The sequence below is a fragment of the Dyella ginsengisoli LA-4 genome (assembly GCF_000334915.1).
GTDB classification, from domain to species: domain Bacteria; phylum Pseudomonadota; class Gammaproteobacteria; order Xanthomonadales; family Rhodanobacteraceae; genus Dyella_A; species Dyella_A ginsengisoli_A.
Genome location: NZ_AMSF01000019.1, coordinates 69121 through 83746, shown reverse-complemented (window position 1 = coordinate 83746; position 14626 = coordinate 69121). Strand labels below are relative to the sequence as shown.

Genomic DNA, 14626 nt, shown 5'->3' with positions numbered 1-14626 from the left:
CGCGCCTGGTCTGTATCGCGGCAGGAGGTAGCGGCAAGCCTGCAGGGCGCGGCCGGTGCCCCTGTCTACCGCAGGACGACCGGCAACAGCCGGGCGTGGCGGAAGCTCGCACGCGATCGCGAGCTATCCACAGAAGCTGTTGGTATCGCTGTGGATAACTGGCCCGGTCGGCTGGGCAACCCGCCGACCGACGGGGAGCCTGGACGGAGTGGTTAGTCGGTGACCAGGGCGATCGATTACCAGCGGCCATTAGACAGAAGTTGATCCCAGGCCGCCGGGAACCGATCGGGGAAATCCTGCAAAGCACGGAGAGCGAACCAGGCTTCGTCTTGCTCGCCGGCTAGATAGTCAGCCTTGCTGCAACCGATGAGCGAGGCTTCATCGCCATTCGGGTGGTACAGCTGCATGCCGAAATCGCCCTCGCCGAACGTGGCGTGTTCCTGCTTTGCGGTGAACAGGACGAGGATTAAGTCGCCGATCCGTGCCGCGTTCGCTCCGGTGGGATTGAAGCCAGCGACCTGGCAGTTCGGGATCTCGTAGTAGCCCCACCAATACTCGCCATCATCGCGGACTCGCACCAGCGGCATGGCAGATCCGGCGCGCATGGGCTCGCCCGCCGGCTGGACGCTATCCCACCAGTCGCACAGCATCTTCATGGCTGGGTGCTGTTCCATGCCGGCCGCGACGTCGGCCACCGATCGCCTGAACTTCGAGCGTGGTCCTGCGGGAATTCTTCGTGCGAGGGCCACTGCTTCAATAAAGATCTTCGCCGGCATCACCTGCGCGCCGTTTGCAAGGTGGCTGTCAGCATCGCCGATGATCTTCGTGCTCTGGCGCACCTCATGCAGCTGCTCGGCCTGGTGCGCGTCGATCGACCATGCTTTCGCAAGCGGAACGCCCGGGATCGCAACGCTCTCGTCGATGATGAACTCGGCCCGGCCGGAGGCCTCCGGGTTGCCCTGGGCACCGTGCCTCGTGATGTGCCGGCCCCGCGTAAAGTCGTCCTCGGTGTGATCGCCGTCGATGTGCAAAACCGAGATGGGGGATCGTGCAAACGTCGGACCGTCGACGTGCGGCCAGTTGTTCGCGTCCATCGAATAGGTGCGGCCCGATCCCTCCAACAGCTGGATGATGATGCGGTGGATCATCTCCATCCGTGTGGCGCCGTAGTGCGGCCGCAGACACTCGCTTTCTATGCACCAGCGCAACTGGACCTCGAAGCGATCGACGCCCTGTGGAAGCGGCATGATCCAGCCGTTGCGGATCATCGTCGAGCCAGCGACGAAATAGCGGTTGTTCGGGTACGGCTGCCGAATCACGATACCACCCTCCGGCAGCAATCCGCCGGGCAAGGTGGTTTCGATCTGCAGCGTGATGTCCTTGGGACGCAGGCCTTCGCCTCTGTGGGGGCGAATTAGCTGAGGGAGCACGAACAGCTTAGGCAGGATGTGAAAGATTGGCCGGTCGGCATCGGAGTTGCCCAGCGGCTTGCCGTGAGCGTCCACGACGCAGGAGTCACCGTTGGGAAGCGTTGCGCGTGCGAAGTGCATCGTGTGTCCTTGTGATCGAGCGCCGCCGTCTGGTCAGCGGAGCATCTGGTAACCGACCAGGCGCCTGCGAATCCGACGCGCTTCTCGCCAGGCGCCCAGGCTTATTGTCTTGCGCGCTTCCTTCACGCCGTATGCTCGCAGCACGTCGACCGTAGGGCCGGGGAAGGGGAGCACATGGTGCTCGCCGCCGTACTCCACGGCGTATTGGCCGAACGGCACAAGGGGCAGCAGCGTCATCCGCTCTGCCGGCGGAAAGGAAAGCATCCGAACGAAGGCGTGCATCGTTCGCCGGTACCGCTTGAAGAGCAGCACGCGGTTCTTACCTTCCAGGGCGTAGAACAACGGCAGGTCGCCGACTCTGGCTATACGTGGCGCGTGGTAGTGCGTTGACCAATCGCCCTTGGGGTCGGTGACCATCAAGTCCGACCAGTCCATGACGGCCTCCGGCTGGACCGATTCGGTCGCGGTCGGCTCGTAGGTTTCATAGGTACCGGACAGGACCAGCCGCGGATCCAATGGCATCGGCACCTGCGACGTCGGTCGGCTCTCGCGATCGACGAATGGGAACGCGTGTTTCATGAAGGCGTGCGGCCCTATGGCCGTCACGCCCCATGGATCAGTGGTGAACAGGCCTGCAAGCGACGCGCATATCGCGTGACTTCGGAAGCCCAACTTGTGGGCGTTGAACAGGTAGGCGTCCAGGTGATCCTTGAACGCCACCAGCCGCCGGCAGGCCTGAGTGAGTGCATCGTCGCGCATCAGGCCCCCGGCGGATCCTTCCAGACGCCGTCGATGAAGATGCGATCCGCATCCTTGGCTTTCCACCCGGGCACCAGGCCACGGATCGCGTCCAGGTCCCGCAGCTCCTTGGCGTCATCAAGCAGGCGCTCGAACTCGTCCATGGATAGCCAGGTGCTCAGCAGATCCTCGTTCTGGTCGTTAACTGCGATGCACTGCAGGTCGCGTTCCAAGCGGGCGCTCCAGCCGTGCACCTTGAGCCAGTCGATGAAGCCGGCCGTGAATTCGGCCGGCAGGTCGACCGTGGGGGCGACGCGCTTCAACATGACGCCGCCCCCCAGATAGCCCGGGTCGACGGTGATTGAACGTGTCGGGTCGATATCCGCGAGATTGCTCATAGCACGCTCCTACGCGTGGGCTCAGTGCGCCGGGGCTGGTGCGGCAGCGGTCGGGGAGGGCGCGTCCGCGGTGGCCGGCGCGGCGGTGCTGCGCGGAGCGATGCCGAGCAACTGGGCGTTCTTGCTGGTGAAGTCCGCCAGGTCCTGCGTCGCGTCTCTCAGATCCTTGTGGTCCGCTTCGCTGAGCGGCAAACCTGAGCCGCCGGCCAGTTGCAGGGAGTCCGTCAGCTGCTTGACGTTGTCCTTGAGGCGTTCGAGGCGCTGCGCCACGGCATCGTGCGGAACAACCATCAGCTGGTCGTGGGTGTAACCCTTGAGCACGTCCGGGTCGGTGACCCGAATCGGCTCGTCGTCCATGTCGTGAAAGGCGAACACGTAATCGCCTTCAGACAGGCAGTGAAGGGCGTCGGCGTCGCTCAGGATCGGCTCGCCCAAGTCGCGCACGAGATCGGTGTAGTCGGTCATGGTGCGCTACCTCAGCCGTTGTCGGGTGCGGCTTCGGTCACCTTCACGGTGAGCGAGCATCCCGGAATAGGAGTCTTGTCGCCGCCGGGGAGATTGGTGTCACCCCCACTGAGGATCTTGCTGGCGGTTCCGAGGGGCCAGCGATTGATCGCGGCCGTGTCGCAGGTGTTTTGGCCCTGCAGGGGCAGCGGCGCGGCGCCCTTGACCTTGATGACGTCGGGCGCGGTGGGCGCTACGACGACAAGGCTGGAGCGAATCATCACCTGGCCGGGCATGTCGGGCAAAAGCGCCGGGGTCAGCTCGACTTCGTATTGCTGCCCGCCATCCGCGACACCTGAGAACCGCATGGGTTCTCGATCGCCCGTGGTTTGCACGAAAGTGGCGATGACCTTGTCGCCGCTGGTAACGGACAGCTGGACTTTGAGCTGGGGTTTGGTTGCGGGGCTCGCCGCCGCGGCGGCGGAGATAAGACCGAACACGATCGAGAACACACTGCGCTTCATGCTGAGCTTCCTTGTTAGGTGAACGGGAAAAAGCCAATCGCCAGCCAGTCGGCTGCGGTTGGGGTGAAACCTTCTTGCCAGGGCCATGCCGGTAACGCGGATGGCGGCACGGCCTTGTCTTGCGATGCGAAGCCCGGCTTCTCCCAGGCGACAAAATCCGGGCGCCAGCGGTATGGCTCTTCTTCCACGGCGGTGACTTCGTCATAGCCGGCCGGAACAGGTGGCATCTGCCACTCGGCGCGGATCTTCTCGTGCAGTTTCCAGGTAGAGCTGTCGGGCATTTCGGTCACTCCAGCGGATTCCGAGAGTCCGCAAAGTTGCGCTCAAAATAAAAGCGGCGTATAATGTAAGTCTTTGAATTGATTACATAATCTATATTATGCGCAATCGGATTCATGTTATTTATTTCATGTGTTCCGGTATCAAGATCGTTCCGCGCTAAGAGCTTTCAGTCGATCCCGCAGCGCGTCGTCCAGCTGCTTCCAGACGGACTCTTTTGTTTCTTGCCGCAGCATCCGCCATCTCTCGATCAGTCGGTCGTCATCGGTTGTGGCTGCGAGCACGGCAGCAATGCGCGGGGCGGCTTCGAGGCGCCACGCACAGTGGTTGCTGACATACAGCTGCAGCTCGTCGATCCCCGAGTCGGTCACGACTGCATCCTCATGGCTGGCGCGATCGGGAGTCAGATGCGGCCCCAGGCGTTGGCCACCGCACCGTCTGCGATCTGACGCGCAATTAGGAGTGCGGACGTCATGTCGTACACGGTCGCCCGGAGGAGGTCCGTATCAGCGGTGGGCGCTTCTGGCTCGGCAAGTACCTCGAAGGTCAGGCGCATGTCGGTGGCGTGCATGTCGCGCCACGCCATGTCGAGGTACTCGCGGCCGTGTTCGCGGTAAGGCGTGAGCCAGAACGCAGCCGTAGTCAGGTCGAGCGTTTCTCTCATGCGAGACACGACGGATTCGACGAACCGGCGGGCCGGCGGCGTGAGCCGCACCTCACCCGTGCGGCTCGCATCGACGCGCAGCACATCTGTGCAGCTCACGGTCATCGCGCGGCCTTCGTCGCCTGATCGGCGCCCTGCTCCGCCGGCACGCGCTGCCGGTAGGCGCACAGCGCGTATGAAACCTCCTGATGAATACCTTCGCCCCAATTGGCGTTCGCCGCAGGCGCTTTGAGCACTTCGCTAAGTTCATATAGGAGTGGGACTAGCCGACACTCACACATGAGCCTCTCCTCTATAAGTAATAAGGACTCGTTCTGACTTCAACGCATCTGTCAGATAATCCAGTTAGTGCACTAATTGCAGTTCAACTGGCCTACCTGAGCACTCGCTCCAACGGGAGCCTGGCTGCCTCGAATCCAGTCGGCTGCGAGAGGCGATGAGGTGTTTATGCTGACGTTGAACGTCCCGCGACCGACTGAAAAGACCTGACTGTAAGTGCAGGCATCGCCAGCAGTAGGGAAGCTGGTGTTCGTTCTGGTGCAGTTGAGCGTTACCGTACTGCTGGTGCTATCGAAATCGATTTTGACCGCGTAGGAGCCTGTCGCAGTTCCCCTGCTGGTGGTCGTACTTCTAAACGAACTCACCGCTCCCCCGCCGAACATCGTCCCTCCGACGCCCGCATAGATGCTTACCGGCGTTGCTGTGTAGGGCATACCTCCATTCGAGGCGCATATCGTCGGATCGGTGAGGGGGTTGCTCGCAGGTGGTGGCGGCGGCGGTGGTGCGGGTGGCGGTGGCGGCAGAGGCGCGCCAGGCGTGCTGCAACAGCTCCACCCTGTCGGAGACGATGTCACAGCGCCGCCGGCCACCAGCGTGATCGGTGGCACCGATGCCGCGAGGGGCGGGTTCGGCGGCGGCTGCGATTGAATGACCATCGGCGGCGGCGCCGCTGGAGGCGTGCCGAAAATCTGCGACAGGTAGACCGCCGATCCATCCGGGATCGCGTTGGGGATGGCCACGGTGTCGCCGACCACCACCGTTCCCGTGGCGTCTTTGGCCACGGTCCCTGCTTTGACCCCGAGGCTGCGGCCCGGAGATCCGGCCTCGCGCATCAGCGTCTGCGGCGCGTAGGTACCACCGGGCGCCAAGTAGACCCAGGCATTGCCGTTCTGCATGTAGCCAGCCCACGGATGGCTCTTGAGGTAGCCGTTCGGCAAGGTTGATAGCCCGCTGTCGGCTACCGGCCCTGTGGCGCTGGAGTGCGTCGAAGCGTAGTAGGCAACGGCGCGGCTGTAGACCGCGAGGTTCTGCAGCTCCGATTGCGATTGAGTCTGGATGGCGGTGCTTCGTTCGTGCGTGTGCAGCTCGTAGGCCCCAAGCATGGCCAGGAAGAGCAGCGCTACGATTACCAGCCGGGTGATCATGGGTTCGTCCTCAGGTTGGCGGAAATAAGCGTGTGATCTTTGGTTGCGGAGCCTTCCTTGCTTCCGCCAAGTCGTGCTTCATCTGCAGCGCAAGCCAGTGCTCTGCGGTTTCAAATCCGGCCGCTTCCAAGCGAAGCGCCAGGGTCTCGCCGATGGCCTTGCGGCCGTACAGCACGGTCGACAGGTGCGGCCGATTCATCTGGATGTGTTCGGCGAGCTTCGCGATCGAAACGTCCGGGAGTTGTCTCTCCAGGTACTCGGTCCTCAGCAGAACGCCGGGATGAATGGGCGCGGACTTCTTCATGTCGTGCTCCTTGGGCAATGTGTCGCCTGTTTGGCGACCGACAACAGCATAGCCCCGGCGCCTCCCCGGTCATCCGTAAATTGCGATCTCGTCGCCGCCGCTGCGGCGGAAGGTGCAGGTGGACAGCGCGACCGCGTAGCCGGCCCGGAGAACGCGCAAAATCAAATCGAGCATGTTGTAGTTCATGGGCCTGCCTCTGATGGGTGGAGTCGGCCGGTCTCGAAAACCGGCCGACGGTGGGTACTTAGAACTTCACGCGGATGCCGGCGGAGAGAATGTTCGAGCGGTTGCCCTGCCCGGCCTGCTTGCCGTCGTAGTTGAGCGACCAGGACCAGCGGTCAGAGACCTGCGTCTCCACGCCTACGCCAGCCCACACGCTGTTGGCTCGGGTGTTGATGCCGTCCACCCGGAAGCTCGCTGCCGGTGCGCCGGCAAAGGCTGCGGTGAAGCCTAGGTTGGTGCCGACGAAAACGTGCTGCCACATGGCGTAGGCCTGCAGGTCGGTGTGGCCACCGGCCCAGTCCCAGCCGTACTGGAAGCGTGCACCCAGGTCGCCGGAGGTCTGCCCGTAGGTCTTAGCTGCGGCAGTCAGCCCGAAGCCGCCTGCACCGGATTCCGCGATCTGGCCGCGCTGCAGGCGGTCGTAGCTGCCGGCAACAAACGGGGTCCACGAAGCGGCACCGTCCTGCAGGCGGATGCCGGTCTCGACGTAGGCCGACGCCAGTCGGTCATGACGGCTGCTGTTGATGGCCTGGCTGCCGCTGACGAACACCGCCTCACGGTCCACTTCGGTGTGGATCCAGCTCTGCCCTGCCCGGCCGGCGACGTAGGCGTTGCCCGCCGCGTAGCGGCCGTAGATCGAGAAGCTGTTGGAGCGACTACGGCCACGCCCGGCGCTGCGGTCGTAGTCGGAGGTCAGGCGATTGCGGCCCAGCGCGACGCCGGCTGTGAACGCATCGGACGCGGCAGCATCCACGCCCAGCAGCGTGCCGGTGGCGTTGTAGCTGCCGGAGGCATAGCCGTGGCGTGCCTGATCGCCGCTGGCGCCGGTCGTCTGCACCCAGAAGCCACCGCCCTGGTCGCTGCCCAGCGCAGCGATGCGATCGCTCAGGGCGCGATTCACCACCGAAGCCTGCTCGAACACCTGTGCCTGCGACGATGCGTGGATCTGACCCGACAGCGAGTCGATCGCGACCGTCGCGCTCTGCACGGTGGGCGAGCTGAGGAAAGCGTTGGCGCTGGCGAGGAACGTCTCGTGCCCGGTCTGGCCGCTCCGTGCCCAGGTGTCCGCCTGCTTGAGCGCCGTCTCGATGTTGCTCGCGGACTGCTCGGTGGTGGAATCCGGCGGGAGCAGGCTCAGCGCCGTGGACGACACGCTCGATCGCGTCAGGGTGATCGTCACGTCCGTCGGGTCGTAGTTCAGCGTGCCGGTGTAGAACAGGCTCGCGTCGTACTGGGTACTGCCGAAGGTGCCGTTGACGCCGCCGCCGGCCGTCAGGACGGTTTCCGTGGACTGCACGGTGTAGGTCGACGGCGGCGCTGCAAGGTAGAGCGTGCTGCCGTTGAGCGAGGCCTTGCCGGTGATCGTCAGCGGGGTGCCGATCTGGACGGCGGTGACGGCCGACGTGTTCACGGCGGTGTAGTCGCCGTTGATGGTCAGCGCGCCGTACTGCGTCGAGACGGTGCCGCTGTTGACCAGCTGGTTGGCGCCGACGTTCACAGAGCCGCTGCCGCCCAGCACGCCGCCGCTGTTTACGAACACGCTGGGGCCAATCGAGCCGGTCACCAGGAGGGTGCCGCCGTTGACGGTCACACCGCCTGCGTTGGTGTCCGTGCCAGTCAGGGTCAGCGTGCCGGCGCCGGCCTTAACCAGGCTGCCATTGCCGGTCAGGTCGTTCGAGAACGTGTAGCTACCGTTGGGGATGTCCGCGACGAAGCTGTTCCAGTCGAGCTTCGCCGGACCACCCAGCGCCTTTTCCACGTTGACCAGGCCGTAACCGTAGACCGCGGAGTCGCCCAGGCTGGTCGCAGTGCCGAGCAGCGTCTGCTGCAGGTTCGAGGCGGTCATCCACGGAAACTGCTGGCCGATCAGAGCGGCCGCACCGGAAACGACGGCCGCCGAAGCCGACGTGCCATCCGCCAAGCCCGTGCTGTAGATCGTGCCGGCGACCGGGACGAAGTAGTTGGTGCCCGGCGCCGCCAAGCACCACGCCGCCGCGACGCCGCACGCGTTGGACGTGCCATCGAGGCCAGTCACCTTGCCATCGCTGTCCAGCGCGACGTTCACCACCGCGAGCCAGTTGTTGGCGAGGTCGGGGAAGAGGTAGGGCATGCCCGCTTCGACCGCCGGCTGCGCCTTGCTGTCGTTGCCGGCGGCGAAGACCATCAGCGCGCCGCCATCCACCGCCGGCTGGAAGATCGTGTGGTACTGCGCCGGGTATCCGGTCGCGGACACGTCCGTGATCGAGTCGGTCTCGGCGAACGAGTTGTTGATGATGCGTGCGCCCTGCCCGATCAGGTCGGTGTAGGCCTGCTGCAGGTACTGCGGCTGGATCGAGCCGTTCTTGTCGTCAGCCACCCGTGCCACAAGCAAGGTACTGTCCGGGGCCACGCCGCCGGGGAAGTCGGCGGTGCCGTTCGCCCAAGTGACATTGGTCACCGGCTGTCCGCCGATCAGCTCGGCAATGGTCGTGCCGTGGCCGTAGACGTCGCCCTTGGTCGGGTCCGACAGGTCGGCCGGCAGATAGTCCTTCGACCAGCTGATGCGCCCGGTGAGCGCCGCATTGGTGCTGTCCGCGCCCGTGTCGACGATGCCGACCTTCACGCCCTTGCCGGTGATGCCGGCGGCGTAGGCCGCAGGGGCATTGATGGGGTCCAGCTGCGAGCGGTGCGGGTCAAAGGTCGTGCTGGGCGTGCAGCCCGGCGCCGTCGGGTCGGTCGTGCACGGGTCCGTGTTGCCACCGCCACCACCCGAGCCACCGCCACCGCCGCCGGTACCACCGCCACCGCCGCCAGCCGGCGGGGTGGACGGCCGCACGTTACCGCCACCGCCGCCGCATGCGGCCAGGGTGAGCGTCAGCACGGAGGTGATGGCCAGGGCCAGGAAACGGCGGTTGTTGGGTGACTGCGACATGTGGAGCCCCTATTCCTTTGGTTGGTTGGTTCCGGTGTGTGCCGGCAATTTCGATGCGCGACCTGCGGTCTGCGCCCTTGGGTTTATTGTATGCTGTTTGCCAACAGCAAACAAGCCAGGAAACGTGATCCTGTTCAATTAGTCGGGCCTTGCCATGCCCTCCACTTCGTCGATCGAGAGCACGCGCAGCTTGCAGTGCCCAGAAGCACCCAACGCGCTCGTGGAGAGCGCGCCGGGAGAAGCCGTGATGACTGCCGTGTGCAAGAGGTCAGCTCCCGCAGACCGCGTAGGACACGAAACAGGTGTTGCCGTTGGCGCCTCCCGCTTTGACAGCCCACCCGTTCCCACTCGGAGCGCTCACGTCGGGCGCATTGCTGGTGCCGGTACTCGTCGGCCGGTAAGCGTTGAGCAGGAACCCGCCCCCGGTGACGTAGGTGTTTGCCGGACAGGCCGCTACCACGGTGTTTGCGGTGTTCCCGCACGAGGATGACCCGGACACCACCTGCTTCTCGCCGACCATGCCGCGCATGCGCTGCCAGGTCCCGCCAAGACACTGGATGGCGCCGGTGCCGTCGGACGCTCTGCCGACCAGCCCGTCGGGGCTACAGGACCAGCCCACGTTGGCGGTGCCATTGAGCTGGATGTACTCCTGCGCGGTGAGCCTCCCATTCGCGACCAGCGAGCCGAACTGGCCCTGCCCGCCCGTGTAGAAGCCCTTGTTGTTGTAGATCCGCACCCAGTTGGCGTCCGCGAACTGGATGCCCGATCCCCACTTGTTGGAGTAGATGCCGCCATCACCGTTGGTGCGGAACCAGGAGCCGACCGCGACGTCCGTCGTCAGCGTGGCGTTGACACCTGTGATGTTGCCGTTGCTGCTCATGGTGGCCATCTGCGTGCCCTTCGAGCCGGTCGCGATGGTCCCCTCCGCATACAAGTCCCAGGTGTGGACGCCGCCCCCCCAGCCGGCTGGATAACCGCTTGCTCCGTCCAAGCCCATGGCGCCGAGGTATTTCGCGTTGATCGTCTGGAAGTTGGTCGCCGAATTGCCACCGCCGTTGATGTCGGTGTGCATGGTGTTGAGGTCAGGTTGTCCGGGGACGGCCACCCGTTGCAGCGCGGTGTTGCCCAGGCCGGTCTGCTGGACCGCATCGGTCAGGTAGATGGCATCGCCGTAGTGACCCACGCCAGGGCTCTTGCCGTAGACGCTCATGGCCAGGTTCAGGCCGTTCGGTCCTTGCAGGAAGCTCGGCCCGGAATCGGTGGTGAGCACCTTGTTGTCGATGTACCCGCCGGAACCGCCGAGGGACGTGATGTATCGGGCGATGCTGCGAACGCGACTAGACGGAATAGTCTGCCCACCGACGGCGAACACCGTGCCCTGCAGCTCCCCGGCTCCGTCCTTCGTGATCCACAGCTGGTAGCTCTGACCCCACCGATTGGTCATGGTGGGGATCGGGTAGCCTGCCGCCGCGACTTGGGCGGCAGTGATCGTCACCGGGAACGATGCGCTGTTGAGCAGCGAGTCATGCTGCGCCTGCTGATAGCGTGCGAATTGCCCTGCGACAGCTCGGTCTTGCTGCGCAGTTTCAAGGTCGGAGACCTGATTAAGGATCTTCACGACGAACCAGCTCAAAGCGATGCCCGCCGCCACAATGATGATCAGGGTGATCGACATTTCGACGAGGGTGAAACCGCGTTGTTTACGGACCATGATGGGGCTCTCTAAGCGAACCGTTGGCGGCCCGAAGCGCCGGGCCGCGTTAGGAGACTGCGCAAAGCGTCAGTTGGTGGCCTGAACCACCCAGCTCACGTCGGTCAGGCTTGCCGTGCACGCCGCTGCGGCCTGCGCGGCGGTGACCTGGGTCGCCGCCGGCCACGACGTGGAGCCGGCAGTAATCACCGCGTCGGTGAAGGTGCTCGACAGGTTCAGGATCGTCTCCTTGCACGCGCCGGGCGGCAGAGCGCCATCGGTGATGGACGCGGTCGCGCCGTTGCCGGTGGCGGTGACCGGCCCGCCGAAGTGGTTCTTGAACGAGGGAGCCGCGAGCGTGCCGACGTTCGTGTAGACGCCCGTGATGTCCGGCGCGATGGCGGCAGACAGCGACCCGGTCCCGAAGGAACCGTTGGGAGCCTGCTTCTTGACCACCTGGGTCAACGTGGAGGCATTCTGGGCTTCGTTACTGCCCCGCCAGCCATTCCAGAGACCCGTGAGGGCCTTGGCGATGAAGATGCCACCGACGACGATGACGATAAGAGCGATGGACAGCTCGACCAGGGTGAAACCCTTGCTCTTGCGGAAGTTGAGAGTGCGGCGCATTGCAGTGACTCCTTGTGGGGTTAGTTGTTGATCTGGCCGAAGCCGCCAGTGGCCATGCCGACCACGCCATAGATGACGAGCAGGAACCAAAGCGCGGTCATCAGGAGCAGGAAGAAATTGGCGACCTTGGCCACGCGCCCGACGCGTTCGACTTGTTGATCGAACTCGCTGTTTGCGAAGGTCTCGATCGCCTCCGCAAAATCCGGGGTGTTCTGTGCGTCCGCCATGAAGTAGACGGTCTCCTTGTCGGGGAACCCGTAGGGGGTCTCCGCCAGAGCGGTGCCGAAGTTGCTGCCCTTGCGGCGCAACCGCTCCCGTATGTCGATCAAGCGGATCTGCACCCAGGCGCTGTTGCCCTTGGCCATCACGGTGAGCGCTTCGATCTGCGCTGTTTCCGAGGCCAGCAGGTTCGCGATGTTCTCCAGGAACATCGCGTTCTGATACACGCGATACACGCTCCACGGCGGAAGGTGTTCGAGGATTCGACCGATGGGCGAGGTTCGCGTGAACCGGCCAATCGTTGCGCCGACGAAAAGCGCCAGGCCAGACACCACAGCGGCCAACCCGGCGCCGTAGTCGCGGAAGAACGTCAGCACGTCGACGAAGGTCGCCTCGCCTCCGTGCATCGAGGACCGTGGTGCCATGGCGGTGAGCTGGGGCAGCGCGAAGATCACGAATCCGATCAGCATGCCGATGTCGATCAGCAGCATCAGCACGCCGTACGACACCGGCTTCCAGGCTGCCCCGATGAGGGCGCTGCGGCGCTTGCTGGTCTCGACCAGCCGCCGGAAGATACCCGCCAGAGCGTCGCCGCCCGCCGCTTCGCCAGCGGCTACTACCGAGGCTTCCGACGGGGATACCCACGGCCGCATGGCGTCGGCAAGGCCTTTGCCGTCAACTCCGATCTTGCTCACGATATCGTTGGCAACGTAAGCAGCCGGCACGTTGGGCTTGCGCCCGTCTTCGCTGTAGATGCGGTAGCGGGTGGCCATCGCCGGCTGGATCTTCACGCCAGCGCCGATCTGGTTGGCCAGCGCGGAGTAGAAGTTGCGGCGGATGCGTGGACCGAAGCCGAACCGGATCCATGCCTTCTTGAGCGAAACGCCCAGCGACTCCTGGCGCTTTCCGTTCTGTGCTGTGCCTACACCACGGACAGAGTCCCACCAAATAAGAAGACTGTTCACACCAGGTCCTCCATTTCCGCCAGCGTCTTGGCATCGCGGTCGAGGCCCCACAGGTCGCGCTCGGCCGTGATCGGACACACCTTGCCAGCAAGGATGTGCCGCAGCAGGTGGGCCGTCTTGGTGATGCCGCGCATGTTCTTGAGCCAGTGCGCCTTGGCTCGCGTGGCGCCACGCTTGCGCCCGAGAAGGTCCACCAGCTTGCCGTTCGGGACCACCACGTCGGCAACCGCGATACGGTCAGGCCTGGTCGTCCGGCACTTTTCGCAGCCTTCCGGGTTTGTGACCCGCACCCCGCTCAGGTCTGCGTCCAGGTTCGCCGCTTGCAGCCCTGCGAGCATGCGTTCCATGACGGCCGCCGGCATGTGCGCCTTTCCTGCGCCATCCAGCGGCAGGCAGCAGTGCTGGCACACCCGGTTCACCAGGCGCATGTGGACGAGGCCCGAGAGCATTTCAGGATCGAGCAAGGTCTCCTTGTCGACCTTGAACTTCTCCATCAGGCGACGCGGCACGGCGAACGCATCGTTGCAGTGGACGGTCGTCAGCACCATGACGCCGCCGCTGGCCATGTCGACGGCCGCGACCGCTGCCTCGGAAGTGCGGATTTCCGAGGGGATCAGAACGTCGGGAGCTTGGCGCACCATCGAGCTGATTTCCTGCTCCCAGGGCAGGACGCGAGGCAGCGCCATGATGTTCTTGCGGCTGGATCGGTACTCGATCGGATCCTCGATCGTGATGATGTCCAGGCCGGGGTCCATGTCCGACAACCGCTCGGCGAGAGACATGAGCGCGGTGCTCTTGCCCGAACCCACCGGACCGGAGAAATAGATCGCGCCCTGCTTGCGGGACAGCATCTCGTCGAACATGGCGTTCTGCTCAGGCAGAAATCCGTGTTCCTCGATGCCGCGCAGATGCCTTTTGTTGTCGGCCTGCAGGCGGATGGTGATCTGGATGCCGTTAGCATCGCGCGGATGCGTGTTGACCCGGCCCTCCGGGATGCCGTGCTCCACAGCGAGCGCTGCGTCGATCGCTGCGTCCTGCGTCGTGTTCGGGTCCAGTGCCACGCCATCGTGTTGGCTGAAGCAGAACGAACCGTAGATCACGTTGATGATCGCAAGCCCTTCGGCGGCGGTCAGCGTGGCCAAATGCTGGCCGCGACCGAGCCGGCGGATCCGCAGCGTCGTCAGCCCACGATAGACGATGATGCGCAGGTCCGAAGCCTGAAGCTTTTGCGCAGCGCGCAGGAAGTGAATGGCCCGCTCTTCGGCGGAGGCGTCCACGGAGCCGCTCGCCGCTCGACGCTCGGTGTTGTCCAGCCCGGTATAGAAGGACTGGATTTCAGCGAGGTCCGTCTGCACCGGCTCCGGCACGATGCCGGCGCGGCGCAGCTGGTCGCGATACCCCGCAAACCACGGGTCGCCGTGACTGATGTGCATCGGCGACCACAACAGCTGGTAGACGCCGCCGATCTCGCGCGTGATGACGCAGATGTGGACGCGCCGCGCCTCATCTTTGATGTAGGCCGGCGACTCCGGGTCAGCCGAGTGGACAGTGATCTGTTCACGCCGGACAGTCAGCTCGGCATGCGCAAGCAGCTCGGTCAGCTGCGCGCCGTTGCTGGCAGCTGTAACGGGCGCTTCGGGGTCGAGGATGTCAGTCACGGGTCTCTC

15 protein-coding genes are annotated in these 14626 nt (G+C 64.5%); all 15 read right to left on the bottom strand.

Features of this window, described 5'->3' with window-relative positions; genetic code table 11:
- Nucleotides 1–236: 236 nt before the first annotated feature.
- Entirely contained in the window at nt 237–1550 is a 1314-nt protein-coding gene (locus C693_RS21260; RefSeq protein WP_017461440.1) for a hypothetical protein, read from the bottom strand.
- 33 nt (nt 1551–1583) lie between these two features.
- Entirely contained in the window at nt 1584–2309 is a 726-nt protein-coding gene (locus C693_RS0106465) for a hypothetical protein (protein WP_017461439.1), read from the bottom strand.
- The gene (locus tag C693_RS0106460) at nt 2309–2686 is read right to left on the bottom strand and encodes a hypothetical protein (RefSeq protein WP_017461438.1); all 378 of its coding nucleotides are present in this window, start codon (nt 2684–2686) and stop codon (nt 2309–2311) included. The genes C693_RS0106465 and C693_RS0106460 overlap by 1 nt, the downstream gene beginning before the upstream one ends.
- A 21-nt stretch (nt 2687–2707) precedes the next feature.
- Nucleotides 2708–3151: a hypothetical protein gene (locus C693_RS0106455; RefSeq protein ID WP_017461437.1), complete on the bottom strand. Its 444-nt coding sequence runs from the start codon at nt 3149–3151 to the stop codon at nt 2708–2710.
- 11 nt (nt 3152–3162) lie between these two features.
- Complete coding sequence (locus C693_RS0106450) at nt 3163–3654, bottom strand: hypothetical protein (protein WP_017461436.1); 492 nt, start codon at nt 3652–3654, stop codon at nt 3163–3165.
- Between the two features lie 14 nt (nt 3655–3668).
- Entirely contained in the window at nt 3669–3935 is a 267-nt protein-coding gene (locus C693_RS0106445) for a hypothetical protein (RefSeq protein ID WP_017461435.1), read from the bottom strand.
- A 141-nt stretch (nt 3936–4076) separates the two neighbouring features.
- A complete protein-coding gene (locus C693_RS0106440) occupies nt 4077–4304 on the bottom strand; it encodes a hypothetical protein (protein ID WP_017461434.1) in 228 nt (75 codons plus the stop codon).
- A gap of 32 nt (nt 4305–4336) precedes the next feature.
- Nucleotides 4337–4702: a hypothetical protein gene (locus C693_RS0106435; protein WP_017461433.1), complete on the bottom strand. Its 366-nt coding sequence runs from the start codon at nt 4700–4702 to the stop codon at nt 4337–4339.
- A gap of 248 nt (nt 4703–4950) precedes the next feature.
- Nucleotides 4951–6021, bottom strand: coding sequence for a type IV pilus biogenesis protein PilM (pilM, locus tag C693_RS24375; protein ID WP_083868253.1), 1071 nt, complete (start codon nt 6019–6021; stop codon nt 4951–4953).
- A gap of 10 nt (nt 6022–6031) precedes the next feature.
- Nucleotides 6032–6325 carry a HigA family addiction module antitoxin gene (locus C693_RS0106430; RefSeq protein ID WP_017461432.1) on the bottom strand — a complete coding sequence of 98 codons (294 nt, stop codon included), beginning with the start codon at nt 6323–6325 and terminating at the stop codon, nt 6032–6034.
- Between the two features lie 244 nt (nt 6326–6569).
- Nucleotides 6570–9458: an autotransporter domain-containing protein gene (locus tag C693_RS21255; RefSeq protein WP_017461430.1), complete on the bottom strand. Its 2889-nt coding sequence runs from the start codon at nt 9456–9458 to the stop codon at nt 6570–6572.
- Between the two features lie 268 nt (nt 9459–9726).
- Complete coding sequence (gene pilV / locus C693_RS0106415) at nt 9727–11169, bottom strand: shufflon system plasmid conjugative transfer pilus tip adhesin PilV (protein ID WP_083868254.1); 1443 nt, start codon at nt 11167–11169, stop codon at nt 9727–9729.
- A gap of 69 nt (nt 11170–11238) precedes the next feature.
- Entirely contained in the window at nt 11239–11775 is a 537-nt protein-coding gene (locus tag C693_RS0106410) for a type II secretion system protein (protein ID WP_017461428.1), read from the bottom strand.
- Between the two features lie 20 nt (nt 11776–11795).
- A complete protein-coding gene (locus C693_RS0106405; protein ID WP_017461427.1) occupies nt 11796–12959 on the bottom strand; it encodes a hypothetical protein in 1164 nt (387 codons plus the stop codon).
- A complete protein-coding gene (locus tag C693_RS0106400; protein WP_017461426.1) occupies nt 12956–14617 on the bottom strand; it encodes an ATPase, T2SS/T4P/T4SS family in 1662 nt (553 codons plus the stop codon). Before C693_RS0106400 ends, C693_RS0106405 begins: the two co-directional genes overlap by 4 nt.
- Nucleotides 14618–14626 lie beyond the last annotated feature (9 nt).